General features: G+C 61.5%; 15 protein-coding genes. 6 read left to right on the top strand and 9 right to left on the bottom strand.

Annotation, left to right across the window (positions count from 1 at the left end; translation table 11 throughout):
* Positions 1 to 69 precede the first annotated feature (69 nt).
* On the top strand, positions 70 to 1,212 hold the full coding sequence (locus tag XH98_RS38555; protein ID WP_271621692.1) for an alpha/beta hydrolase family protein: 1,143 nt from the start codon (positions 70 to 72) through the stop codon (positions 1,210 to 1,212).
* Here the strand turns inward: XH98_RS38555 and XH98_RS38550 are convergent.
* The gene (locus tag XH98_RS38550) at positions 1,204 to 2,511 is read right to left on the bottom strand and encodes a DUF6895 family protein (protein WP_271621691.1); all 1,308 of its coding nucleotides are present in this window, start codon (positions 2,509 to 2,511) and stop codon (positions 1,204 to 1,206) included. The two genes, XH98_RS38555 and XH98_RS38550, sit on opposite strands and share 9 nt — an antisense overlap.
* Positions 2,512 to 2,595: 84 nt before the next feature.
* On the bottom strand, positions 2,596 to 2,835 hold the full coding sequence (locus tag XH98_RS38545) for a hypothetical protein (RefSeq protein ID WP_057756882.1): 240 nt from the start codon (positions 2,833 to 2,835) through the stop codon (positions 2,596 to 2,598).
* A 178-nt stretch (positions 2,836 to 3,013) separates the two neighbouring features.
* On the opposite strand from XH98_RS38545, the gene XH98_RS38540 reads away from it, so the two are divergent.
* Positions 3,014 to 3,847 (top strand): transglycosylase SLT domain-containing protein, encoded by an 834-nt coding sequence (locus XH98_RS38540; RefSeq protein ID WP_271621690.1) that lies wholly within the window; start codon positions 3,014 to 3,016, stop codon positions 3,845 to 3,847.
* 290 nt (positions 3,848 to 4,137) lie between these two features.
* On the opposite strand, the gene XH98_RS38535 is transcribed toward XH98_RS38540, so the two are convergent.
* Positions 4,138 to 4,953, bottom strand: a complete 816-nt coding sequence (locus XH98_RS38535) for a response regulator transcription factor (RefSeq protein ID WP_271621689.1) — start codon at positions 4,951 to 4,953, stop codon at positions 4,138 to 4,140.
* A 194-nt stretch (positions 4,954 to 5,147) separates the two neighbouring features.
* The gene (locus XH98_RS38530) at positions 5,148 to 6,500 is read right to left on the bottom strand and encodes an MFS transporter (protein ID WP_271621688.1); all 1,353 of its coding nucleotides are present in this window, start codon (positions 6,498 to 6,500) and stop codon (positions 5,148 to 5,150) included.
* Positions 6,501 to 6,681: 181 nt separating this feature from the next.
* On the opposite strand from XH98_RS38530, the gene XH98_RS38525 reads away from it, so the two are divergent.
* The gene (locus XH98_RS38525) at positions 6,682 to 7,641 is read left to right on the top strand and encodes a LysR family transcriptional regulator (protein WP_271621687.1); all 960 of its coding nucleotides are present in this window, start codon (positions 6,682 to 6,684) and stop codon (positions 7,639 to 7,641) included.
* 318 nt (positions 7,642 to 7,959) lie between these two features.
* On the opposite strand, the gene XH98_RS38515 is transcribed toward XH98_RS38525, so the two are convergent.
* Positions 7,960 to 8,841 carry an aldose 1-epimerase family protein gene (locus tag XH98_RS38515; protein WP_271621686.1) on the bottom strand — a complete coding sequence of 294 codons (882 nt, stop codon included), beginning with the start codon at positions 8,839 to 8,841 and terminating at the stop codon, positions 7,960 to 7,962.
* A 409-nt stretch (positions 8,842 to 9,250) separates the two neighbouring features.
* Positions 9,251 to 10,468: an acyltransferase family protein gene (locus tag XH98_RS38510; protein WP_271621685.1), complete on the bottom strand. Its 1,218-nt coding sequence runs from the start codon at positions 10,466 to 10,468 to the stop codon at positions 9,251 to 9,253.
* 971 nt (positions 10,469 to 11,439) lie between these two features.
* Here XH98_RS38510 and XH98_RS38505 point away from each other — a divergent pair.
* The gene (locus XH98_RS38505; RefSeq protein ID WP_220004001.1) at positions 11,440 to 11,730 is read left to right on the top strand and encodes a hypothetical protein; all 291 of its coding nucleotides are present in this window, start codon (positions 11,440 to 11,442) and stop codon (positions 11,728 to 11,730) included.
* Between the two features lie 604 nt (positions 11,731 to 12,334).
* Positions 12,335 to 13,492 (top strand): glycosyltransferase family 2 protein, encoded by a 1,158-nt coding sequence (locus XH98_RS38500; protein ID WP_271621684.1) that lies wholly within the window; start codon positions 12,335 to 12,337, stop codon positions 13,490 to 13,492.
* A gap of 54 nt (positions 13,493 to 13,546) precedes the next feature.
* Here the strand turns inward: XH98_RS38500 and XH98_RS38495 are convergent, their stop codons facing one another.
* Complete coding sequence (locus XH98_RS38495; RefSeq protein ID WP_271621683.1) at positions 13,547 to 14,005, bottom strand: DCC1-like thiol-disulfide oxidoreductase family protein; 459 nt, start codon at positions 14,003 to 14,005, stop codon at positions 13,547 to 13,549.
* Positions 13,995 to 15,635: a hypothetical protein gene (locus XH98_RS38490; protein WP_271621682.1), complete on the bottom strand. Its 1,641-nt coding sequence runs from the start codon at positions 15,633 to 15,635 to the stop codon at positions 13,995 to 13,997. The genes XH98_RS38495 and XH98_RS38490 overlap by 11 nt, the downstream gene beginning before the upstream one ends.
* Positions 15,636 to 16,050: 415 nt before the next feature.
* On the opposite strand from XH98_RS38490, the gene XH98_RS38485 reads away from it, so the two are divergent.
* Positions 16,051 to 17,520: a lipopolysaccharide biosynthesis protein gene (locus tag XH98_RS38485; protein WP_271621681.1), complete on the top strand. Its 1,470-nt coding sequence runs from the start codon at positions 16,051 to 16,053 to the stop codon at positions 17,518 to 17,520.
* On the opposite strand, the gene XH98_RS38480 is transcribed toward XH98_RS38485, so the two are convergent.
* Positions 17,507 to 22,756 (bottom strand): Ig-like domain-containing protein, encoded by a 5,250-nt coding sequence (locus XH98_RS38480; protein WP_271621680.1) that lies wholly within the window; start codon positions 22,754 to 22,756, stop codon positions 17,507 to 17,509. The two genes, XH98_RS38485 and XH98_RS38480, sit on opposite strands and share 14 nt — an antisense overlap.
* Positions 22,757 to 22,842: the final 86 nt, after the last annotated feature.

Raw genomic sequence — 22,842 nt, 5'->3', positions numbered from 1 at the left:
ACGAGGCCGGTTCGCCGGGTTATGCGGGTTCTGTTATGATCCGCAACGGCCACGGAGAATCATCGCCCCATGGGCTTTGCGCGCCGGCATCTGCCCGTGCTCGTCCTGCTCGCCATCGCGGGGGTTGGGGCTCGCGCCGACGCCGGCCAGTTCTACAGCGAGGACCTGCGCATCCCGATGGCGGAGGCCGGACCGCAGGGGCTGGAGGCGTTCCTGGTCCGCCCAGCGGGCAGCAAGCGCTATCCGCTGGCGCTGCTCAGCCACGGCTCGCCGCGCAGCTTCGAGGACCGCGCAACGATGTCGGCGCACAAATATTACGGCATCGCGCTGGAATATGCCCGGCGCGGTTTTGCCGCGCTGATCGTGATGCGGCGCGGCTACGGCTCCTCGCCCGGCGGACGCGTCGACGGCGTCGGCGGCTGCGCCAAGGCCGCCTATCTGCCGGCAGCGGCGGTGGCGGTTGCGGATTTGCGCGCGGCGATCGATGCGATGAGCCGCCGGGCCGACGTCACCACCACGGGCATGATCGCGGCCGGCCATTCCGCCGGGGGACTCGCCACCGTCGCGCTGACCGCGCAGGCGCCAAGCGGCCTCGTTGCCGCGATCAGCTTCGCCGGCGGCCGCGGCTCACGCGACGATGACGATGTCTGCAATCCGGACGGGCTGGTGCAGGCCTTCGCGACCTTCGGCAAGACCTCGCGCGTGCCGATGCTGTGGGTCTACGCAACCAACGACCTATACTTCGGACCTGATCTCGCGCGCCGGTTCTATGACGGATTTCGCGCCGGCGGCGGCGACGCCAAATTCGTCGCGGCGCCGCCCTACGGCGATGACGGCCATTATCTCTATTCCGTGGTGGCCCGCCCGCAATGGACGCCGTACATCGACGCCTTCCTGCGCGAGCGCGGGCTTGGCCACGACGTGCTGAGCCTGCCCGATCCGCTGCCGCCGCCTGCTCATTTCAACGACGCGGCGAAAGCCGAGTTCGCGCGCTATCTCGACAGCACCGTGCCGCACAAGGCCTTCGCGGTGTCGCCGAACGGCGGCTACGGCTGGCGTTCGGGGCGCAGCACCGTGGACGGGGCGCAACGCGATTCGCTCGCGGCCTGCATGAAATGGTCGCCGACCTGCACACTCTATGCCGTCGACGACCAGCTCGCCTCCGGCAGCGTGCAGGGGACGGCGACAGACCAGGTCTCACGCTCACGATAGGCGCGAGACCGTGTGCCGGCCATCCACCATCGCGCCCAGGCGCGAGAGATACTCGGCCGATTGGCTGCACAGCGCGGTGTGCGCCATGCCGTGCGTGATGGCGGTCTGCAGCAGATGCACCATCCGTGCGGCGTCACCGCTGCGGCTCGACCGTATCAGCGCAACATCGAGCAGAAACGGCGCGAGCGCCATCTGCTCGCACGCATCCAGCGACTGGAAAACGTTCTCCCAATGCGCGCCTGTCCGGGGTATCGCGGCATACAACATCTCGATGAGATCCATCTGATATGCGGCACCTGCGATGCCGAAGGGCGACGCCATACCGTCCTTGAGCGACACCGCACACAACATGCCCATCACGTAAGCCGTGTGATAGGAGGTCGCGAGCGCGCATCTGGTCTTGTCGTGTCCGTTCAACCGCTGGATCCGGCCCGACGCCGAGCGTCCTGCGGGAAGAAATCCAACCTTGTCCTCCAGCGAGGCGAGAACGCGAAAGCCGAACGCAGCGGCCGGACTCCAGTGCGACGACAAGAGCGGCCACGCCATCAGCGCTTCGCCTGCAAGGTCATAGTCCTCGACGACCAGCGCGCGGGCGAGCACGGACCCAGCCTCGTCGAGAAACTCGCCCCTCGGCCGCGGCAACGTCATCTGCCACGCCCCGAAATTGGTGGCATACATCGGGGCATGCGTGTGCGCATAGGCGTCATCGCGCGTGCCGTTCAATAGATCGATCGGATTTCCGAGCGCGGTCTTGCGCGCGATCTCTTCACACACGGGGCCTGGCCGCTCGCTGCGCCACAGCGCATGCAACCAGAGCACTTCGAGCTCGCGGTACGGCACCACTTCGTGCCCGGCTCGCGCCGACGCGGACCAGCTTCGCGCCAGCAGTTCGTCGAAGTCCTGATCGACATGGCCGAGTGCACTCAGCAGGATGTGCGGCGTCGCGAGCTGGAGGCAGACCGACGGATAGCGTACGACGTCCCAGCGCATCTGCTCCGAGCGCGCATAGGGCACGAGATCTCGCAGCGGCGCCGCCGTGCCGGCATCGGGCGCGTAGCGTTCGGCTACATAGAGCAGCATCGCGGTTTCGGCGAGCGGCTTTTCCGCGGCGAAATTTCCGTCCGGCACCTCCGCACCGTCGAACCCGTCCTTGCCGAGAAACTGGAGCGTCCGTTCGGCGATGCGCACGGCGAGCTGCAGGCGTCGCCGGAGATCCTGGACAACGTCCGCGGCGTTCGCGGCGCCGGCCGCAATGCGGTTGCAAGCCGGCGCGGCAGTCCGATCCTGCAGATTTGGCATAGGCGCCTCACGAGAAGGGAAATGCGGGAGCTGATGGACCAAAGCGAGATCGTGGCCGCGCCGGAAGCGCACCTCAGGGCCGGGTCAGCGGCCGGTGACCTCATTGCGGATAGCGGCCGGATTGATCCCCTGTTCCACTTCCACCACCGGCGGGATGCAGTAACGGATGAAGCGATTGCCGACGACGAAGCCGAACTCGCTTTCGCTGGCACTCGCAATGCTCGCGCCGTTCTCGGCAACGAATTTTCCGAAGGCATTGAAGTCGAACACCTTCGACCCCAGGAACTTGCGGACGATCTCTTCCCTGTTTGCTGCGTTGCTCATGTTGGCTCCTTGCTCACCGTGGATCGATCCGGACGCGGGATGCGGCCAGTACCGACGACGCGCAAGATGATCCGATCGCGGAGCGAGGCGTGTGAACGACCTTACATTTCAAGAATTGTTGAGCACAACCCACCTGCAGCACATCGGTTGTTAACTCGGAAGATGTACGACGTACCTCATGTTGCGGAGCCGGGTACGATCGAATTCCAGCGCGACGTGGCGAGGCGTCGCGGTCGCGGCGCTTTTGTCGGCGGCGACCTGCGTGCAGGCCCAGGATGCCGCCAGGGAGCGCGCCACGGATGACGTCGGCACGACCGCGGCGATCCACACTCAAGATGCCGACCTCGGCGCGGGCGAAACCGCGACGTCGCGAACCGGGATCCGAAAGATCATCGAGCATGAGACGGCGAGGACCAATCTGCCCGCCGACATTGCGGAGGCCGTCGTCTTCGTCGAGAGCGGCTACAATCCGGCCGTCGTCGGCAGCGCCGGCGAGCTCGGCCTGATGCAGCTGCGGCTCGAGACCGCGGCGGCGCTCGGGTTCAGGGGAAACGCCGCCGAGCTCGCGGAGCCTGATATCAACATCCACTACGGCGTGCTTCATCTCAGCCGCGCCTGGCGCCTCACCGGCGGCGACCTCTGCCGCACGCTGATGAAATATCGGGCCAGCCACGACGAAGAAGAGATCAGCCCGCGCTCGCAGGTCTATTGCAATCGCGCCCGCAACCGGCTGCTCGCGATGAAGTCGACGGCAGCGGTCACCCCTGATGCAGCCGCCCCACCCTCGGCGCCCGCGCCGGAATCCGCAACGGCGCCAGCACCGGCAACGACATCAGCCAGAGCTGAAAAGCCGCAGACGCGGGCCAGGCTGGCCCAGCCCAAGGACGTCTATGCCCGCTACACCAGGGGCACGGCCGCCGCAAGCCGGGCCTATTGGGCCGCGCATGAGGCCAGGGTCAGCCGCATCAAGGCCCGCATCGAGGCCAGGTGGAAGCGGACGGCCTCGCGTTAACGATCGTTCGTCGCGACCCGGACCAGCCCTTGACGACACCGTCATGGTCGATGGAATACTGCGGATGCTCCCTTTTCGGGGTAGCTGCAGCGATTAAGCCAATAGTGTTTTTGCGTAACCCCTATAGAGACCATGCACAACGGTTTGAGAGTTTTGTTTGCGATTGTCGCAACGGCGGCCGTGGCCACCTCGACCTTCATCGCCATCCGGTTTTTGGTCGGGTTCAGCGGCTGAAGCAGACGGTGCCGGCCAGGCCCCGGCCGGCGCGACGCCCCCTCGGGCACTCGCGCCTAGAGGCGCTCGCTGAGCGCGAGCTTGTAACCGACGCCGGTGACGGTGGCGATGACGGGCGTGTCGCTGCCGACGAGCTTGCGGCGCAGCCGCGCCACCAGGGCATCGACGGTGCGGATGTCGACCTCGGCCTGGCGGTTGCTGACGACCTCGATCAGATAGTCGCGGCTGAGCGGCCGTCCGTCCGCGCCGACGAGGGCCGCGAGCAGGTCGAACTCGGCACGCGTCAGCGCCACCGGCTTGCCGTCGCTGCCCAATAGCTCGCGCCGCGTCAGGTCGATGATCCAGTCGCCGAAGGCGATCGAATTGTGGTTGCGCGCCGCCTTGCGGTCGATCGAGCGCCGCCGCAACACGCTGCGCGCCCGCGCCAAGAGATCGCGCAGATTGATCGGCTTGGTGACGTAATGATCGCCGGCGATCTCGAGGCCAAGGATGCGATCGACGTCGGTGTCGCGGCGGGTCACGAAGATGATGCCGGCATTGCTGGTCGCCTGGATCTCCTTGGCGAGCTCGAAGCCATCGCCGTCCGGCAATTGGACGTCGAGGAAGACCAGGTCGGTGCGCGCGCGCAGCGCCTGGCGGCATTCGGCGCAGGTGCCGGCGCCGACCACGTCGAAATTATTCTCGCTGAAATAGCCGACCAGCATCGTTCGCGTCACGGGATCGTCTTCGACGACGATCAGCCGCTCGCGCCCGACCGGCCGCAATTCCTGAAGTGCGGAATCAGCCACGATGTTGGATGTCCTGTGTGCCTGCGACTGGGCCTGAAGATTCGAGTGGCCGCGTGATGCGCTGTCCTGTGAACGAACATTCACGTCTTGTTCGAGCCCCCCGAAATTTGCCTGCCGGAATACTAGGCGCGTTGTGTCGCCCGAACAATATAGGTCACGGTGTTGAAGTATTAATATGAATTGCCCCACACTTCTCATGCAGCGCATCGATGCTCGCCGACGTCCACAATTCAATGCGGCTTGCCTCGCCGACGCTCGCGGGTCAACCCGGACCACGCTCACCGATCGGCGGGAAGCAGGAAAATCGCCGCAAGGACGCCCAAGACTGCTGTTGAGGCTGCGGTCGCGAAAATGGCCGCGAAGGCTTGTCCGCCGCCAACTACGGCCAGCGCAGCGATCCCAAGCGCAAAGCCACCCTGCCGCGCCACGATCGTCATGGCAGAGGCCATGCCGGAACGGTCCGGCGGGGCGAGCGCAAGCAGGGCGCCCGAAAGTTGCGGGTGGGCGAGCGCCGCGCCGCTGCCGATCGCTGCCATGCCCGCGAGCATAAGTCCGAGGGTCTCGGCCGCATCTGCGCGCCAAAGGGATGCAAGCAAAAGGAGATTACCGACCGCGAGTATCGCGAGAGAAAGCGCGAAGTGCCGGCGCCAACCGATGCGCATCACGAGATGGCCGCCAATTGGCGGCACGATGAGCATCGGTGCGGTTGCAGCGATCAGCGCGAGGCCCGTACGATTGGCGTGCCAGCCGAATGCGCGCTGCATCGCTGGCGGCAGATAAACAAGGATGGCCCAGTAGCTGACGGAGACGGCGATCAGCAGCAGGCCGACGCCAGTCGTCGCGCGCGTCGCGAACACGGTCGGGTGGAGGAGCGGCACCGCGCGCCGACGCTGTTGAAGGGCAAAGCCTGCCAACAGCAGCAGCGCCGCGCCGCCGAGGCACGCGGCACCGATCATGTCGGCACGTACGCGCATCGTCGCGTCAATCAGCATCGCGAGCGCCGTCGTCAACAGGGCAACGCCGACAATATCGAGCGGGCGCTTCTCCGCGGCTTGGCTCTCGGCGACGAACTGCGGCACCGCAATGGCCAGAACCACGCAGAACGGGACGTTGATGAAGAAGATCCAGCGCCACCCGATCCAAGCCGTGATCACGCCACCGAGCGTCGGCCCAACGGCCATCCCGACACCGGAGACGACGCCCATCAAGGCGAACACACGTGCTCTGACGGCGGCATCCGGGAACGCGCTGGCGACGAGCGCCAAGGCGCCTGTGACGACGAACGCTGCGCCAATGCCCTGCAGGCCACGGGCGAGCCACAACGACGGACCGTCCCAGGCAAGGCCGCAGGCGAGGGAAGCGACAAGGAAGATCAGATTGCCGGACAGCAAAGCGCGGCGGCGACCGAAGCGATCGGCGATCGCCCCGGCCGCGAGCAGCATGCCCGTGAAAGCGAGCGAATACGCATCGATCACCCACGCCGTTCCGGCCACGCCGAAGCTGAGTGTACGCGCCATCGCAGGCAGCGCGACGACGACGGCGGTGACGTCGAGATTCGTGAAGAACGCACCGAAGCCGAGTGTCAGGGCAACGGAAAGATCACGAGCGCATAGGGAGGGTGCGGTCTTCACAAATCCTCTGTCGAACCGGGAAAGTGCCGCGCAGAAGCGCTGCGGTGCTCGCAGAGCATGATCCGGAAAAGTGCGCAGCGGTTTTCCGGAAAGATCATGCTCAAACAATAACCCAAAGCGCGATGACGATGCATCCTGATCGCATCGCGCTTTAGTTATCATCGGTTTGCGCTCCCGGCCTATGCCGAGTGTTCAACTCGGCATGAATCTGCTTCATATTGCCGGCATGATCGCCCAACCTCCATTCGATGCCCTGATTGCCTTCGAAGCCGTACACCGTCTCGGCAGCGTCACCGCCGCAGCAAGCGACCTCGGCGTAACGCAGAGCGCAGTGAGCCACCGGTTGCGCCGGCTGGAAGACTTTATGGGTTTGCCGCTGCTGACGCGGACTTCGGCCGGCATGCGGCCGACCCCCGCGGGTGAAGCGCTTGCATCCGGCCTCGCGGAACTCCTTGCCGGCCTCGGAGAGCTACGCGCACGATGCCGCGCTGCGGCCAGCAATGGCCCACTGCGCGTCGGTGTCAGCGCCGCGCTTGCGGACTATTGGCTCGTCGCACGCCTGCCGATGTTCAAGGCGCCATCGACGCCGATCGAACTGATCATCGTCGAAAGCACGGCGCAAGCGATCCACCTCGATCTCGACATCACGATCCATTGGCTGCTCGAGGGCGAGGCACGCGAGACCTCGACGCAGCGCGTGTTGTTCCGCGAGCAGGTCTTCCCCGTTTGCCACGCGCGGCTATTGCCGTCCGCGCCGCTCGACGACCCCACGTGGATCGCCGCGCTGCCGCTGATCCATAAAGGGGCCGGCGCAGAAGCGAACGCGGGAACCGAGTGGTCCTGGTCGACGTGGTTCGCGCGACTTGGCCTCCACGCGCCGCCGCCGGTCGGACTACGCTACGCCAACATGGCGACGGCGATCGGTGCCGCACTTCAAGGCAGCGGCGTCGTGCTCACGCGCTCACTCCTCGCGCGCGACGCGCTCATCGACGGCCGCCTCGTGCGCGTGCTGCCTGAGACCTGGGACATGCCGTCGTCGAAGGTGCACCTCGTGCGCTGGCCGGCGGTCTTGGCAAGCGATGCTCGGGTGAAGGCATTCGTGGCATGGCTTTTGGACGAGGCCAGCGAATGCGTCCAATAGGGAACCTGCCCGGAAGCGTTGCGTCCGGTCAGCCACCTGGGATTCAAGCTTCCAAACTGGGAGCTCGAATCATGCGCTACGAGCTCGCCGATCATGAATGGATCGCCATCAGGCCCATATTGCCGAACAAGCCGCGCATCGTTCCTCGGGCGAACGACCGTCTTGTCCTCAATGGCCTCTCGCGGCGAGGATCTCACGCGGATCGAGGGGTGAGCGCCTAAAGCGCGATGAGATTGGGTTGAATCTTCATCGCGCTTTAGCTCTTTGTTTGAGCATGATCTTTTCGGAAAACCTCTTCACACTTTTCCGGATCATGCTTTAGGACATGCCCACATCGATCCGGAACGAGAGCTGCTCCTCCGCACCGGGCGCAATATGCATCAGCCCTGGCTTGTCGGTGAACTCGCCGTCGAAGTCTTTGGGGCTGGCATAGCCGTGCCAGGGCTCGATGCAAAGGAACGGTGCCCCCGATGGTTTCGACCAGATGCCGAGCTCGCGAAAGCCGCGCCAGGACATTTTGAGCCAGGGCCCGGTGCCCTGCCCGTCCGCATAGCGGACCGCGGCGCTGTTGACGCGATTGAGGATCACTGCGTCGTTGCTGAACAGGGCCTCCGACAGCGGGAGCACAGTGCCTTGGACCGGGCTGGGATCCGCAGCCGCGAGCAGGAGCCCGCCCTCGACACGGCAGATCGGCGACGGCTCCTCATGCGTGAACGTCAGCGTATAGTTTTCCTTCGGCACGCCAGCCTGAAGCGGCCAGTTGAAAGCGGGATGGCCGCCGAGCGACACCGGCAGCGTCTCGCCTCCGGTGTTCTCGACCGCGAGGATGAGATCGAGACCGGCATCATCGAGCGCATAGGTCGCGGTCAGGCGAAACGCGAACGGATAGCGCTCACGCGTCGCCTCGCTGTCCTCTAGCACCAACGTGCACCTGTTCTCTTCACATGTCCCCCATGCAAATCGGCTGTCGCGCGCAAAACCGTGCTGGGTCATCCGGTAGGTTTTGCCCCGGTGCCGCAATTCGTCATTGGCGAGACGCCCGACGATCGGAAACAGCAACGGCGCGTGGCGCGGCCAGGCCGGTTCGGCCTGCCAAAGGAACTCGATGTCGCCGCCCTTCAGCGAGCAGAGCTCGGCGCCGTACGCCTTGACGGTCGCGGTGAGCGTTCCGCTGCGAAAGGAGTGGGTGTCGTCGTTCATTGCCAACCTCTACACCGCGGACTCGCATGCAGCAAGGCGACGCGGCCGAGGCGCAACGTCTGCTTTATGCGTCCGCCGCTACCGAAGGATCGATTCCCTCGCTTGTGTAGGGCGCTAAAATCAAACGAAGAATTTGGCTTTGTTCTGCAGATCAGCTTGATTCTCTACTTGAGAAGCCCGCGCGCCGCCGGCCTCTTAAGTGAGGCCATCCCCCCCGCCTCAGTCCTGAAGGCTCCCCCCGTGACCGGCCGTTCCGCGGGGCCCCAGCGCTCTGCGGAGACGCAATGGTCAGCTGCAAAGGTTCGAGGAGAGAAGGGCGTGATAGGCGTGGCCGCACCAAAAGCTTGCCGCCGACTCGGGACCACCGAACATACCTGCGACTCACAGTGCGAGAAGCCCCGAAGTTCTCTCAAGACGAAGCAACCGGTTTAGACCCACCCTGACGCGATACCCCAGCGCCGGCGAGTTCGTCGGAATTGGCGTTGCGCAACAGGAACAACGACCTCCAATCGCGCTGATGGCCAAATTCGATATAGCGGTAGCTCAGGGCACTTAGCAGGATCGTTATTGCAAGATAGGGCAATGAAAGTTGAAGCGTGTCTTGCAAGGGAGACGTATCGGGCGGGATCATTTCAACCATGATGATCGAATGCCACGCATAAATACTGTAGCACATGCATCCGACGACTTGAATTGGCCACGCCTCGAACAAGCGATTTGCGGACCATGCCCCGCACAACACCGCCAGCAGCACCATGGCAAACCCGGCGCAAAAGATCGTGGCGTAGAGAATGCTCACCGCCCAGGGGCCGTTATCCTTGAGGTATATGGCGGCAATCATCACCAGCAGTCCGGGCAGCAGCCCGCGCGCCTGAAATCTCCTAAGTGATACACTGTCCCTGGACTTGACGTAGAGATCACAGACCAACATTCCGAAAATGAACTGGTAACACGACCCAAATATTCCGCCCACAAACGGGCGAAACATCCCAATCCGATCCACCGCGATAAGGTGCCCAGCCACCACGAAAGCTGAGCAGATGACGACGCTCAACAGCAACAGCCTTCGGAGGCCAAAGCGCGCGGTGAGAAGAATCAGAAGCGGAAACAAAAGGCTGAACCAGATCTCAACGCCTACGGACCATAATACGGGATTGGAGGGGGGCATAAACCCGTGCGGTACAAAAATGAAAAGCGTAGATAACAGTCCGCCGAGCTCCAGGTACCACGCGTGCGATCCAGCGGGCGACTTGGCATGGAGCGCAACCGTCACGAGGACTACCGTATAGTAAAGTGGAAGCAACCGGGCTGCGCGATGCCAATAGAAATGCGGGAGGTCGGCGAGCCGACCGATGGCTCGCTTCTTTGTGCGATAGGGCAGGTACAGAACGAATCCGGAGAGCACAAAAAAGATATTTACACCCAGGAAGCCGTGCTTGGCGACAATGGCCAGGAGACCATTCGGATCAAGTTCGCCGGGAAACGCCGACGCGCTGGATGTAAACGGAACAAGCAAGTGAAAGAGGATCACCATCAAGATGGCGAGTCCGCGAAAACCGTTGACCGCGCCGATCTTCTCCGCGCGACTATCGGCTTTGATGGCGGAACCTGGAGATTGTAACGACAAGGCGGCGATCTCGGTATGGTGATTTCCTGTTTGCGATGTTCGCTACGTTGAGCGAGCTGTCAATTGACGGCCGTCACACCCACGACAGCGCGATGCCAAACCGAAGGTGCATTGACCAGCAAATAGGCAAGTCACCGCATCGCTAGGATGCAGCGGGTATCGTATCGCGAACACCTCAGGACTCGTTGGAAGCGATCCTTACGCGAGCGCAGCCCTCCCCGGACACGGCGAACGACGTGCCTTCAAATCGTCAATTACGGTATCTATCAACTACGGGATATAGACGGTAACAGGTTAACTCTGAGGCAGAATTATGGGTGGGCGCGGGTAGTTTGATGGCTGGGCTCCTCATCATGTCTGTTCTGCTGGCGATTGGCTTCGCGGCCGGCTACGGCACGCGTGAGCTGATCTCTCGTAAGCGCCACGCCGAGTACTTGAACTTGCAGCCCTACGTTTCGCCTGCGCTCAGAACCGGGCGGCCATCTTCCGATGAAAGCACCATGACGCGATACGGCACACCCCAACCCGCAATAACTGAGCAGGCGAACTATGACATGCTTGAGTCATTTAGACCCGTATCAATTGGGGAGCCGAAGCCAGTGAAATCCGGGTCTGCCGGCGCAAGCTTGCGTTTGATCGAGCCGCATTCCTCCAAGCCCGATACCGGATCCTTGCAGTCCGCGGACATTGAGCAGAGCCTCGAAGAACTGGTCGGACTCCTGCTGCGCAAAAAACAGGGCGGAAGTAACCCCCTGGAACCGAGAAGCACCAGGTTGTCAGCAGGAGAGCTCCGGGATCCCGGTGGGAATCCAGGGCACCGGGTCGATGACAGAGCACGTTTTACGACGGAACCGCCCGCCCGCAGCACAGGCAGGTAAAGACTGGCCGGGGCCGCGTAAAAATGGTATGTTTTTAGCGGTTCTGTGGCTACAATACGGCCCGTCACGTGTCCGGAGAGCAGGAGGGCAGATTTGGTTGTGCTGATGATCGCAAGCGCCGTGGCGGGTGTTCTTCTGGGGCGTTTTCTTCGCGCATATGCCCTTATTCCCGCAACGATGCTAATCCTGGCTGCAGCATGGTATTTGGGCCTCGAGCAGGGTTTCGCGACGGGCGCGATCGCATTCGTCGCTAGCGCGGTGGTCTTGCAAGTCGTCTATTGCGCGAGCCTGCTGATCTATCTGCTCATCGCGAACCTCTCGGTGCTGGACCAGGTGCAGTCGGAGGCATCGCCACAGATGCCTGAATCGCAAATCGCAGCCTAAGACACCTATCCTGAGCGGCCACCGAGAATGTTGTCGCGGGCCCGTACACTGTGACAACCTCCCGTAGAAGCGCCGCACCTGCTTAGTTCATGCAGACCATCCCGCAGGGCCGCATTCCTGCCCGTGTGTTGTGAACGCGTCGTTTACGCGGCATGATCCCCCTGCGCGCGTGGCGCTCCGCTGAAGCTGTTGGCCTGCAGCTTCCAATCTGCTCAACGACAATATCTCCTACACCCAACTGAATACGCGTGTGAATGCGTGGCGCAGGCTTTCTTCTTGATTTTGATTTCGGCTCGTTGAAACTTCAGCGGAATGGCTGTGTTGCACCAAGTCGAGGCAAATGCTTTTAGACGAGGCGAATCCGCGACAAGCTGACGCGAATGCTCAGGACGTTTGGGAATAAATGGCAATGCAATTTATTCGGAACCGATGCGAAGCCGCCGGCCGATATTCCTCGATTGCAAAGAAGAAGCGCACATTTGCGCCTTGCCACGGGTTTATGATGCTAGATCAACCCGCTGAGACAACATGACTCTCCATAGCACCTATATTCGCCGTCTTTATGTAGACAATGCAGATATGATCGGTTGGCTGGAAATTAAAAATGGAATTGCTGGCGAGAACAGCCGCGGGCGGCAACGGCGCGCAGAACGCGTTACAAAAGTTGATCGTAAGGGGTCAAGCGGCTGTCGCATTTTTGACGCCAGCGCGATCACGGGCCAAGCAGCGTCCCGATCCGGTCATTCACCGGATTGATACCCGGCCCCTCGACTTCGGCGCCGATGAGATCGTGGCTGTCGGCAAGCTCCGCAACGAAATGCTGCGATTACCCGAATTCCTGCGCCATCATCGCCGGCTTGGGGTCCGACGTTTCCTCGCGATCGATGACCGTTCGGATGACGGCACGCGAGCATTCCTGCTCGATCAGCCGGACGTTCACGTGTTCGAGATCCGGGAGTCCTTTGCAGAATCAAGTGGCGGCGCGCGTTGGACCAGCGCCGTGCTCGACCAATTCGCGCCAGGACGGTGGGCGCTGACGCTCGACGCCGACGAACTCTTTGTCTATCCCGGTTGCGAAAATTTTGATCTTCGATGGCTGTGCCGATATCTGGAGAGCACCGGCGCCGATTGCATGACCGCGGAGATGGTCGACATGTATCCACGCTGGCTCGGAGGCCCGGAGCGCTACCAAGCCGGTGAGAGCCTCGTCGCGTTCTGCCCCTACTTCGATTCAGATACCTATGTGAAGCGCCGTCGTCGCGGCTTTCCGGCCAACTACCTGGTGGGCGGTGCGCGAGCGAGGCTGTTTTATGACGAACCGATGCCGCCGAAGATCGCCCTTTATGACGCACTCGTACAGTTGCTTGAGCCATACGGGCTGGCGCGGCTGCTGCCTGCAGTTAACATCACGCGCTGGCAGCCACCGCTGCTCACTAAAGTGCCGCTCGCGCGCTGGTTGCCCAGCCGTCGCTATATCGCCGCCGGTCACCTGATGACCCCACCAGGCAAGCCTGGCGATGTCACAGGCGCCCTGCTCCATTTCAAATTTCTCCACGACTTCATCGATAAGGTCGCAATCGCGGTCCGTGAAGGGAATTACTATCTCGGATCGGTCGAGTATCAGCGCTACGCGGAGCGACTCGATCAAAATCGGTCATTCGAGCTCATCTATCCGAAAAGCCTGATCTACCAATCATCCGACGACCTTGTCCGTTGCGGCCTGATGCGTCTCTCTCCGGCCTATCAGGCCGCGACGCGATAACCTGCCCCACCGCTTCTTGTACACAGGAGGCGCGCTGGAGCCTTCCTCCAATCGTCATCGGACTCCCTCGTTGTGCTTGATGTTTTCGTCGGAAGGACCGACCGGTATCCGCTGTTCCGGAGCATTGATCTCATCGATCAACTTGCGGCCGAGAAGCCGAAGGAGAAGCTTCCTTCCACGCACCAGTGCCGGATAAAGTGCCCTTGCCAGGCGTGGCCGGGAGAACACCAGCCGATTAAGACGATTGAAGACAGTCTTCTCCGCGGCAAGCGTTGCCAGCAGATGCATTGCATCGGCCCCATGGTAGTGCCGCCCACGCCAGCGAACCACCATGCCTTCATTGAGATCGAGGTTGCGGGCGCGGATATCGCCGACGATCGGATGTTCCGAACGCGCGTCGATCAGGTGAATGCGCTGCCCATGCTCCCGCAACTGGTACAGCAGAACATAGCGGCTGCATAACGGGCATTCGCCGTCATAGACCACCCAGATCTCGTCATCACTATGGGTCAATTCGATAGTCCGTTCGATTCCGAACGTCGCGCACAAGCTTGCCCTCCGCCAGGCCGAGACATACTGAGTCCACCACATAGTGATAGGCGACGATATCGTCCATGGTCAGCTCGTTGAATTCGCCATACAGCCATGGATTGGACAGCATGTGGTGCGGATAGGCATAAAAGCTGTTGTTGTGCTTCACCCAGGGGTAGACACGAAAAAAGCGATCCGTCTCGCGGACCAATTTTTCCACGGCCTCCATGGATACGCCTGTGTCTTGACGCGGAAGGATCTCCGGGCCGCAGGTGGCCGCGTCGTGCCAAGTCGCAAGATCGTGGTTGTTGCCGCCAACGCGAGCCCGGAAATGATTCTCAGGGATGTACATGGTTCCGGTCCCGATCATGTACGAGTAGATGCCGAAATAGGTGGAAGGCGCGAGAACCTGGCGACCATCGCGGGTCTCGACGAAAAGCCGCGGGCTTGCCAGCTTCGGCCCGTCCAGCCATCCCAGGTGATTGGTGTAGAAGAAGAACCGGCCACAGATGACGGTCACGACCATCACAACCTTCATCGCCGGGGTGAACCCATCACGCGGCAGCGTGCGTGCCGCGGCCACGATGAACAGGTTGAGCGCAATCCAGAAGAAGAAAAGAGCCCCGAGCGTGAAGTACACGCCGATGTGGAAGACGTCGAACAGCAGGCAGAAGAACGACAGCGCGCGCGTCGAGATCGCAGCCAGGGGCGACAGGAGCTGGGCACCCAGCACGAAGACGTTGAAGATCAGCTGGTTGCTCACGATCGCGTCCCAGATGGTCTGCAACGCGCCCGGCCACAGGCCGAGCGGGGCGTCGCCGCGTTCGAGGCCCATCAGGATGGAGGTTTGCGTGGGATTTGCGAACAGCCAGGTCCACGGCTTCTCGCCACCAGCCTGCAGCTTTGCGATTCCCGACCAGAAATAGCTGCCGAGATGCGCCCCGACGGCGCACGCCCAAATCAAGCCATAGGCGCGATCGCGAAGCTGCTTCACGTCATTTGCGGAAGCGAACAGAGTTCGCAGCCTCGGCACGCGATCCATCACCCAGGCGCTGGTGAGAACGATCGTGCCGAGCACGCCAAGCACGGCGAAGTTACCGACGTCGAGCATACCGAGATAATCGGTCTCCGTCACGAAGATGCCGGACACGACGCTCACCATTTCGCGCCATGCATGATAGAAGTAGAATAGCGGCACCAGAAATGAAGGGCGCCAGATCGCGGCTATTCCCGCCACAACCGCAAGCACCGCACCGTAGCGGAAGAACAGAATCTTGTCGCCCGCCCCGAACAGGATGTTGGGAGGCCCTGCGAAGGGCCCCAATGAATCGAACAGCAACTGCACGAAGATCGTCATTCCGATCGCGAAGGCGGTGATCCGCAATGGCGGCGAGAAATCACGGTAGCGAATGGAGCTGAAGGCGAGCGCGCCGGCAAATGCCGAGCAAACCAACACCAGAGCGTAAATGTCAGACCAGCGCGCGAGATGCGTGACGGCCCGCCGCGAAATCGCAGACAGAATGACGGCTACTGCAAGGAGGAAGAGAGGTCCCGCAAGCGACGCGACGCCAGACCGCGCTCCTTGCCGTGATGCAACAGTGTACAACGTCATCCCGTCTCGGACCTCCGGAGCTTCGCCATCGAGATCAAATGAACATTATAGAATGACCAGCGGCCTGCAAATATTGCAAGCGCAGCTTGCCCTTCTCCTGGTGTGAGTGCTCACAAAATCATCTCACGGGAACCTCAGCACTGTGAATCGAAATATGACAAACTGCGGGCATTGATGTGACCACAAGTGTCTGCATTGACGCTGGTGACGTCCAGCCATCGCTTGAGATCGGTTTCGAGCAGGCTCGCCCAGGCCGATCCCACATCGCCCGATCACGTCTTCCGTTCGTGTCAAGGCCAAGCTAAAAGCCGGAGACGATCGGAACCGCCATCGTGCAGCGCGCTGGATTTCCCGCGGAATTTGCTGGCAGGCGCGAGACCGCGCAAGAGGTGTTTGAGATCGCGGGGGTGAGCCGTTGGACAAGGACAGCAAGTCACGGGCCGTAACCAACATCCTCATAACGGGCGGGTCCCAAGCCTGGAAACTCTCGGCCGGTTTTGTCCTGACGATATTCTCGACGCGAAATCTTGCCCCGTCCGACTTCGGCCTGCTGGCTATGTCTGCGACGGCCGCAACGTTCGTCGGGCTCATCAAGGATGTCGGCGTTGGACAGGCCATCATTCAACGCACGGAAATCGCCAAGGGCCAAATCGATGCGCTGTTCTGGCTGTCGGTGCTCGCTTCCGCGGCATCTGCTCTCGTTCTGGCGTTGAGCGCGCATCCGGTTGCGCTGTTTTATGGCGATACGACGCTTCAGCAGCTCATGATCGCAATTGCCGGCCTAAGTTTCATAGCTGGCCTTCCGACCGTTCCGGCGGCTCTCCTTGCCAGAGAATCCCGATTTAAGGCCCTAGCAATCCTGGATGTCGCCGCGACAACCGCTTCCGTTGTCGCAGGGATCGTCGCTGTAATCATCTTGAGAAACTATTGGGCACTTTACCTGTCCACGTTCGTTCTTACGCTCTTTTCGACAATCGGGATCTGGGCCTATTCCGGCTATCGCCCCGGATATCCCAGTCTGGACAGCGAGACGCGCCACATGGCGCGATTTGGCCTGCACGTGTCAGGGTTCAACCTCGTCAACTATCTTTCGAGAAATGCGGACAACATTCTCATCGGCAAATTTCGAGGCGGCGACGAACTTGGCCTGTACGATCGGGCCTATAAGCTGTTGCTGCTGCCGATCGTCCAATTACACAACCCGATCGGCCACGTGATTGTCCCGCTGCTTTCGCGGCTTCGTTTCGATAAGGAGAGATATCTCAGTACCTACAATGATGCCCTTTCCATGGTGATGCTCATATGTCAGCCGGGCATCGTGTTTGCCATCCTACTCTCGGAGCCGCTCTTCAGAGTTCTCCTTGGCGAGCATTGGGTGGGCGCAGCCCCGATTTTTTCCTGGCTCGGCGTTGCCGGCTTGATCCAGGTCGCGACCGCGACGGCAGCTTGGCTGTTCCTCAGTCAAGGCCGTAGCCAGGAGTACTTCAGGCTTGGCGTTTGGACCGCCTTGATCAACGTGACCTCATTCCTCGTCGGTCTTCCCTGGGGTGCGCTTGGAATCGCCGCGGCGTATACGCTGGTGAACTGCACCGTCGTGCTGCCGCTTTGCGCGATATCTATCGGTCGTCATGGCCCGGTGACGACAACGAGCCTGGTCAAGACGACCGTCCCGCATTGGATCGGTTGTGGCGTTGCGGCGGCCGTCACAAGGATTTCGAACATCTCATTGCTGGATGGAAACTCTTTCGCTGGGCTGGTTACGCTGCTGGCGCTTGCCTATGCATCATATCTCCTCGCCATGATCTCCTTCACGCGGAAACGGGAACTTGCGAAACGCGCGTTGCGCAACGTTATTCGAAAGGCAAAGACCTTCAGCGAAGAATGAAGTCATGCAACTCCGCCAGATGGACATCAATCGGGGCTACCGCGTGAACGGCGTCGACCTGATGAAGGCTCGAGTCAACATCTGGATAAGTGGTGGCCGCGAGGAGCCCTACCTTGGTCGTTTCATGAAACGCCTCCTTAACTAAGTCATATGGGTTGGAGGTGGCGGACTGCTCGAACACGAACTCCTCGCCTCCCAGGCGCGCGGTGCCGACGGCCGGTGCGGTAGCAGGAGGCTGCGACGGCGCAACCGCCGAAAAATCAAAGCTAGCCTTCGGAGGATCGATGACCAGTGTGCCCCCGGATCCGTCGCTCGAGAGATTGAAGGTCGAGTTGGTGTAGTCGCCAGCAAGCGAGATATGTGCCGTGTGATTTTGAGCGTCGACCACGGTCAACACGCCACCGGCTGTATCGCCGGAAAAGGACGCCGTCGTTCCCGCTCCGTAGGCGATGTCCTTCAGGTCGATATGGTTGGAATTTGACGCGGTGCCGTCACCCGTTAGACCGATGAGCGTTCCCGTAAATTGCGACGCGTGGTCCAACACCAGATTGCCGGTCGACGCCTTGAAGGTGATCGACCCGGAAGCGGCGCCGGACAATTCGAGCGTGGCGCCGGGGTCGACCGTCGCGGCCTGTGACATATTGCCCAGATTCAATACGACATTTCCGGCGATCTTGAGGATGGTCGATGACGTATTGATTACACCATCGCCATTGAGGTCCTGATAAAACGTCGTCTCGACCGCTTTAAGAGCAGAGTCGGTCGGGGACACCTTGTTCAGAAGGTTCGATAGATAGTTGCCATTGCTGTCCGTGGTCCACACACAGAGTTCGCCGGTGGCCGGAATCTTCCAGGCGACATCATAGCCGCTGGTCGTTTGCTCAACGCCCACCGGCGTCCAAGCGCCGAACTGTCCCGACACAACCGCTACGCCACCGTACTTCAAGGTCGGCCCCGCGCCGCTGGCCATCCCGTCGAGCAAGTAATTCGAGCCGACCAGAACCAGGCTGGTTGAGCCGGACGCCTCGATTGTCGTGCCTGAAACCTGCTGGGGCGTTGGTGGAAGACCAATCACGCCATCACCGTTGAGATCCTGGTGAAAGAGGGTCTCGCTCGACTCAAGAGCCGGGTCGGTGCCGGACACCTTGTTCAGATAGCTGGATACGAAATTGCCGTTGCTGTCGGTGCTCCAGACCGCGAACTGGCCGGTCGAGGGGATCTTCCACGCGACGAGATAGCCGTTCGACGACGCTTCCGCAGCCACTGGCACCCATGCGCCAAGCTGCCCTGCGACAACCGCCGTTCCGCCATTCTTCAGGATCACCGATGAGCCGGCCGTCGAAAGGTAGAAGTTGCTTCCCGACTTGATAAGCGATGTCGTGCCGGTCGCTTCGATCACCGTACCCACCGCGGAACTGAAAGCATTGGAAAGCTGGCTCAAATTGCCGGCGATGTCGGTGGCGGTCGCGGTGAAGCTGTGTTGCCCCGCCGTGAGCGATCCGGTGGTGACGCTCCAGGCCCCACTCGTCGCCGCGACGCCCGTGCCGATCAAGATCGAGCCTTCGTACAGCCGGACAGTGCTTCCGGCTTCTGCCGTGCCGGACACGATTATCGCGCTTGAAGCTCCAGGTGCGCCCGAGGTCAGGATGGGTGCAACCGGGGCACGCGTATCGACCGTGACGTTCAGTGCACCGGAGGAAGCGCTGACGTTGCCGGCGGTGTCCGCGGTCTTGCCGGTAAAGGTGTGATTACCGTCCGCCAACGTTGCGGTGGCAAAGGACCAGGCTCCGTTGGTATCGGCGATCGCCGTTCCGATCATCGTCGCGCCGTCGAAGACCTGCACCGTGCTCCCGGCGTCCGCGGTTCCAGTCAAATTCACGTGGTTGACATTGGTGACGCCATCGCCGGCGACGTTGCTGTCGGGCGAGAACGACGCGAGCTTGGGCACGTTCGGGGCGATCGTATCGATGGTGACATTCACCCCGGCTGAGAGCGCGGTGAGATTGCCGACACCGTCCATCGCTGCGGCGGCAAAGGTGTGGCCGCCTTCGGCCAGCATTGCAGTCGCCATGCTCCAGCTTCCGTTGCCGTCGGCGATCGCCGTGCCGATCTGAGTTGTCCCGTCGAAAACCTTGACGGTCACACCTGCCTGCGCGCGACCCGTGAGGACCAGATGATTTGTATTGATGAGGCCCGACACGATCGAGCCGCTGTCGTTGACAGCCGAGATCGTCGGCACGGCGATAGATGTCATCGTCATCGGCGAATTCGTCGCGGAAACGAATGAATAGTCGGCCGACGTCAAGCTGGTCACGCCCGCGATGCGCAGCGTGTCTGCTCCATCCGCGTAGTGAACGGTCCACACATCGTTCACATGGGTCAAGTAGGCGCCGCTATCGTAGCCTTTCAGAATAAGCTTGTCATGTTCGGCAGTCGCGCTCGTGAACACGTGGAAATCGGCGACCGTATCGTTGCCGCTGGCTACATTGTAGATGAACGTATCGTTTCCGGCTCCTCCGGAGAGCCAGTCATTCCCGCCTGCGCCATCCAGGAAATCGTCACCGCTCGAGCCGACCATACGGTTTGCCGTTTGGTTGCCGACGCCCGCGAGCCCGCCCATCATCAACGTCAGGTTTTCGACGTTTGCCGACAATGTGTACGACGTCCACGCCTCCACGCTGTCAACGCCGCCGCCGGGATTTTCGACGATTTTCTGGTTCGCGCTTCCGATGACGTAGGTATCGTCGCCGTTCCATCCGACGAGCGTATCATCGATATTGACCGCCGATAGCTTGTCGTTGGCCGCGGTGCCGTACACCATGCGGCTGCTCGCCTTCCCGCTGATCCACGACGTGATCGTCCCGCCGACCGGGAGTGTTGCTGGCAATTGGAAATCGTCGCTGGTGAATGCCGAGACCGTCGTGTTGCGGAACACCAGAGTGTCCTGGCTGGTCAACTTCAGGTAGACGTCGCTTCCGACCTGGGTCATCGCCGCCCGCACGTCGGCGAATGAGGTGAAGGCAAAGCCGTTGAGCTGGACGACATCGTGTCCGGCGCCTGATCCCGGCGAAAAGTCGGTTATGATGTCCGAACCGTCGCCGGAGTTGACCACGAAGCTATCCACACCGCCGCCGCCGGTCAGGATATCATTGCCGAGCCCGCCGGTGATCACGTTTGCCGCGGCATTGCCGATGATGATGTTGGACTGAATATTGCCGGTGGCGTTGATGGCCGCCGAACCGGTGAGGGTCAGATTCTCGACGTAGCTCGAAAGCGTATACGTCACCGAGGCGTTTACCGTGTCGATGCCTCCGCCATAGGCTTCGATAACCTTCGCACCGGAATCGGTGACGACATAAGTGTCGTCGCCGGCACCGCCGGTCATGACATCGGCGCCTCCTGCACCACCGATCAGGTCATTGCCGGACGTGCCGCTCAGCGTGTCCGCAGCCGCGCTTCCCGCGATCGTGTTGGTCGGCGTGCCACTCGTGAGCAGGGTGTAGTTCGCAAGCGTGTACTCCGGCAATTGATAGGCTTTGATCGAATCGATGGTCATCGTCGCCGTCGATCCTGGAGCGGCATTGCCCGGCCAGCTCCCGCCCATCGCCAGATTGGCGATCATGTACATCGCCGTATTCATGTCGGCGGGCGTGGCCTGCCGCGCGACCTCGTTCCCGTCGACGAGGAATGTCAAGTCGTAAGGCGTCCATTTGAGCGCGAACGTGTGTTCTCCAGTGGTCAGGTTGGCTGTATTTGCCCAGCCCCCATTCGTCGCCGGCGCGTAGGGCGAGTGAATGGCCCAATGCGCCTGGTCAGGATCCTGGCCAAAGGCTTCGAGCACATCGATCTCAGTGTTGAGGTTATTGGCCGTGCTGGGCAGCATCCAGAACGCCGGCCACGCACCGCTCGTGCTGGGCAGCGTGGCCGTCATCTCGAAATAGCCGTAGGTCTGAGTAAAGCTGTTCTGGGTCGAGATCATGCCCGACGAAAATATGGCACCGCCCGTATAAGGCGTTGCGCTCGCAGGCAACGCTTGCGCCGTGATGACGAGGTGACCGTCCTGAATCGAGAACGGATTGAGCCCGAGCGACGTTGATGCCTGAGTGGCCGGCAGCCCGGAAAAGCTGGGATCGACATACACTTCCTGTTCGCCGGCCAGCCCGTACCCTGCGGCTCCGCTCCAGGCATAGCTCGTGCGCCAGGTCAGGCTCGGATCCTGACCCGCGGAGAGCGTGTTGAAGTCGTCGTTGAAGGTCTGGACCAGTCCGGTCAAGGGACTGACGATGTTTATATTGGCGGCAGTGAGATTCTGGAGGCTGGTGTTTTCAAGCGTTATCGTTTCGCCGCTAGCGATCGTCAGGACAAGGTCGGTGCCCACCTGCTTCATGGCCGCCGTGACGTCGGCGAACGTCTTGAAGCCGGTGTTGTTGAGCTGCAGGATGTCCCCGCCTGCACCCGCCTGAAAGTCGGTGACAATGTCGTTGCCGTTGCCCGCTTTCACGACAAAGGTGTCGCGACCGGCCCCACCGGTCAGCACATCGTTGCCTCGCCCGCCGTCGATCATGTTGTCGCCGGCATTGCCAGCAATGAAGTTGTTGAGATCATTGCCGGTGGCGGGAGACGGAACGCTATCTGTCAGGACGAGATTTTCGACGTTCGGCGCATTGACGAGGCTGTATCCGTTAATGTTCCAGACACGGATCGTATCGATACCCTCTCCGGCCTGCTCGACGACCTTGGTGTTGTGGTCATAGACATAGTAGGTGTCGTCCCCTGCTCCGCCGATCAGCGTGACGCCCGTGCCGCCGGCCTCCATGCCGTCATTTGTCGCGCCGGTCGTCAGCGTACCGCCCGCGGCGACGGTACCCGCCCAGTTCCATGCCGTTCCGCTCGCTGGCAGCGGATTGTCCAGCGCGACATTGCTTGGAACCAACGTGGAAAGCGCGACGTTCTGCAGCGTCAGGGTTTCAGTCGAAGACAGCGTTACGACTGTATCGGAACCCACTTGGGTGGCCGCTGCCAGGAAACTGGCGAACGTCGCAAAGCCGTAGTTTTGCAATCGCAACACATCGCCGCCCAAGCCCGCCTGAAAGTCCGTGACGGTATCGGAGCCGTATCCCTTCGAGACGACGAAAGTATCGCTGCCTGGGCCTCCGGTAAGAACATCGTTTCCGGTACCGCCAAACAGAACGTCAGTACCGGCGCTTCCATTGATAATTGTCATGATGGATTGCATGCTCCTTTTACGTGTACACAACTATGCACACGTTCAAAAGAGCCTTATCGATTCGACGCAATTTGACGCATGACGCGAGAATCAGC

Origin of the sequence: Bradyrhizobium sp. CCBAU 51745 (genome assembly GCF_028128715.1) — a bacterium.
In the GTDB taxonomy this organism is placed as follows: domain Bacteria; phylum Pseudomonadota; class Alphaproteobacteria; order Rhizobiales; family Xanthobacteraceae; genus Bradyrhizobium; species Bradyrhizobium manausense.
This window is presented reverse-complemented; position numbering and strand designations above follow the sequence as displayed.